We start from the raw sequence: 3,477 nt of genomic DNA, 5'->3' as shown, positions 1-3,477 counted from the left end.
CCCCTGCGGGATGACTTTGATGGCACAGTGAGCCAAATGCCGGTTGAAGAACCCGAGGTGATTGAGGTGACAGCGCCCGATACCCAGGTAAACGATACGCGTTCAGCTGACACAAATGCGCAGGCTGAGACGGAAAAAAGTGACCCAACGCCCACGGCATCAAGTACAGCGTCAGTCAACGACGGAGACAGCGCATGGATGATCCGTTTGGGGACCTTCCGTAACCAAGAGAATGCCAGTCGCTTGGTTAAGCAATTACGTGACAAAGGATATCAAGCACATATCTTACCCAGAGACATTCAACCCGGTGACTTAGCGAAAGTGGTCGTCGGGCCACATGTTTCTAAAACCACACTCGAATCGCAACTGACTGATCTGCAATCGCTGACAGGATTGAAAGGACAGTTGCGCAAATTTGACCCACTTACCCAATAAGAAAACGTTTGCGTGAGCATTTTTTCTGTTAGAATGCGCACGTCTCGAGCAAGTGAATACGATGAATTGGATTGATTATCTTATTATTGGCGTCATTGGTTTTTCGGCGTTAGTGAGCGTGATTCGAGGCTTTGTAAAAGAAGCCTTGTCATTAGTGATTTGGTTTGGGGCATTTTTTATTGCCAGCCAATTCTACACGCAGCTAGCGGTGTATTTGACCAATATCCAAGATGCGGTTATCCGTAATGGTAGTGCCATCGCCTTGTTGTTTATTGCCACCTTATTGGTCGGCGCAGTAGTCAATTATGTGATTGGGTATGGTGTTTGGCAGTGTGCGCGGCGTGTTAATCATCGCGGCGGTGCTTTTCTTCCTCGATGCCTTTACATCGGTCGCCAACAACCAAGCGTGGGGACAATCGCAACTTATTCCTAACTTTGCGGTAGTGATCGAATGGTTCTTCCACTATCTCGAGAACAGTTCCAGTTTCTTACCTGAGATCGCAGGATCTTAGGCTGATATTCGCGTAACAAGGAATCGCTGACATGTGTGGTATTGTTGGAATCGTTGGTAACACTCCGGTCAATCAGTCCATTTACGATGCACTGACTGTGCTTCAACATCGAGGACAAGATGCAGCCGGCATTGTCACTATCGATGACAATCGTTTCCGGCTTCGAAAAGCCAATGGGTTAGTCCAGGAYGTGTTCCAACTGAAGCATATGCAGCGCTTGCAAGGCCAGGTTGGAATAGGGCATGTAAGGTATCCAACAGCGGGCAGCTCTAGTGCATCAGAAGCACAGCCTTTCTATGTCAACTCGCCGTATGGGATTACTCTCGCCCACAATGGTAACTTGACCAATGCTGAGGCGTTGCGCCAATCTTTATTTGAAAAAGATCGTCGTCACCTTAATACAACGTCTGACTCTGAAATTCTCCTCAATGTCCTTGCCCATCAACTGTCGACTGCGACTTCTCATCCTCTTACTGTTGATGATATGTTTACCGCGGTGAAAGCGGTCCATCGACAAGTCTCCGGCGCTTATGCCGTTGTGGCAATGGTGATTGGGCATGGCGTTATCGCTTTTCGTGATCCTAAAGGCATTCGCCCGCTTTGTTTAGGGAAGCGCGATACGCAAACAGGTACCGAGTATATGGTTGCGTCTGAAACCGTTGCATTGGATGCCGTGGGTTTCGATTTCGTGCGTGATGTCTCACCCGGAGAGGCGGTTTATATCACCTTAGAGGGACAACTTCATACCTGTCAGTGTGCGGACTCACCGAGTCTTAACCCTTGCATCTTTGAGTTCGTTTACTTTTCTCGTCCCGACTCATTTATCGATAAAGTATCCGTTTATGGGGCCCGTATTCGTATGGGTCAAAAGCTTGGCGCTAAAATTCAGCGCGAGTGGGAAGACGTGGATATTGATGTCGTCATTCCTATCCCTGAGACATCTTGTGATATCGCGTTAGAAATTGCGCAAGTGCTAGGTAAACCCTACCGCCAAGGCTTTGTTAAAAATCGCTACGTAGGTCGTACGTTTATTATGCCGGGGCAGCAGATGCGTCGAAAATCCGTACGTCGTAAACTCAATGCCATCCGTTCAGAGTTTAAAGACAAGCGCGTACTCTTGGTCGATGATTCGATCGTGCGAGGCACAACCTCAGAGCAGATCATCGAGATGGCACGTGAAGCAGGCGCCAAAGAAGTTTATATGGCCTCCGCGGCCCCCGAAGTGCGCTTCCCCAATGTCTATGGCATTGATATGCCGAGCGCCAACGAGTTGATTGCTCATGGTCGCGAAGTGGATGAAATTGGCCAATTAATTGGTGCCGATGGCTTGGTTTATCAAGATCTGCCTGATCTCGTCGCCGCTGTTGGTGAGGCCAACCCAGCGATTGAGCGCTTCGAAACATCGGTGTTTAGTGGCGAATATGTCACCCAAGATGTGGATCAGGCGTACCTCGAGTATTTACAAAGCTTACGTAGTGATGATGCTAAAACTGTACGAGAGCAGCAACAAGAGCTTGCGAACTTAGAGATACATAACGAAGATTAAACAAATACGCCGCGAGATTATCGCGGCGTATTTGTCTTTTTAGCGAGAGAAGGTCTTAGTGTGTGAAAACAGGCCCCATGCCGACATTCCACAGAATCACGGAGGCGGCAAGGATAGCGACCAACAGGACTAAGCCGCAGGTGACGACGGAGCTTGCATAAATAAAACCGCGCTCTTCAGGGATCTCCATGAGTATCGGCACGCCGGTATACAGCAGATAAACGGAATAAGCGACACCGATCAAGCCGACAATCATGACAAACCATACCACCGGATAGAGCGTTGCAAGCCCGACCATAAAAATCGGCGTCGCCGTGTAAGCGGCCAGCTCAAGGCATTGCGTATAGTTAGGCGCAGAGCCAAATGTTCGACTCATCCACAAGGTTAGGTAGGCAAGGGCAGCAACCCCACCGAGTAACGCTAAATACATAGCACTGGCTATAAAAAGCGCGCTTTGTGGCGTCATGAAAATGGGCTCTCCCGCGCCGATTTGCCAGCCGATATTGACACTCGCGTAGTAGGCACACACAGGTGGGATCAACGCTAACAATAGCGCATGTCCGATGCTACTTGAAACGCCCTCGTGTCGTTCGCCAATTGTTTTCCATTCTTTTTTGGGATGGGTATATAACCCGACTAAGTGACCTAAAATCATAGTAACCCCGCTCGTTATTCCCTAAATATAAACAAAGGTGCAATGGTCGGCGCACGACAGCTGGGTAACGGCTAGCTCGGCTGTGCGAAGACAGATGCCCAAATCTTCTTTCCTTACCTAACGAATAGCTCTTGACATCATAATTGGCAAGTTTTGTGCGCTATAACAACCTTCCTCACGAGGCAAAGGGCGAAGTCGCTCGGAAATAAAGCGAGGAAAATATGCATTATGTGATGATTGTCATGTATTAATTGTTGAACATCTCACTTTTAATACAGAGTGGCGTACCCTGGAGTGTTGCTGATTTTTAAGTGTTTTTATCGTACTCC

Annotated in this window: 3 protein-coding genes and 1 pseudogene; 3 read left to right on the top strand and 1 reads right to left on the bottom strand. The window is 48.4% G+C overall.

Annotation, left to right across the window (positions count from 1 at the left end; all coding sequences use genetic code 11):
* The 3 genes and pseudogenes from BZG79_RS13000 to purF all read left to right on the top strand — a co-directional run.
* Positions 1–435, top strand: a 435-nt coding sequence (locus BZG79_RS13000; protein ID WP_108743299.1) for an SPOR domain-containing protein, incomplete at its 5' end; no start/stop codon positions are given.
* Positions 436–496: 61 nt separating this feature from the next.
* A pseudogene (locus BZG79_RS12995) lies at positions 497–947 on the top strand (CvpA family protein).
* Between the two features lie 31 nt (positions 948–978).
* Entirely contained in the window at positions 979–2,493 is a 1,515-nt protein-coding gene (gene purF, locus BZG79_RS12990; RefSeq protein WP_077576276.1) for an amidophosphoribosyltransferase, read from the top strand.
* Between the two features lie 55 nt (positions 2,494–2,548).
* On the opposite strand, the gene BZG79_RS12985 is transcribed toward purF, so the two are convergent.
* A complete protein-coding gene (locus BZG79_RS12985) occupies positions 2,549–3,148 on the bottom strand; it encodes a Yip1 family protein (RefSeq protein ID WP_077460340.1) in 600 nt (199 codons plus the stop codon).
* Positions 3,149–3,477 lie beyond the last annotated feature (329 nt).

Source organism: Salinivibrio sp. MA427 (genome assembly GCF_001996115.1).
In the GTDB taxonomy this organism is placed as follows: Bacteria; Pseudomonadota; Gammaproteobacteria; order Enterobacterales; family Vibrionaceae; genus Salinivibrio; species Salinivibrio costicola.
The sequence above is the reverse complement of the archived record's forward strand: the minus strand, read 5'-3'. Positions and strand labels throughout refer to the sequence as shown.

Coding starts and splice junctions, on each gene's coding strand:
- BZG79_RS12985 (WP_077460340.1), bottom strand. CDS start 3,148: ATGATTTTAGGTCACTTAGTCGGGTTATATACCCATCCCAAAAAAGAA.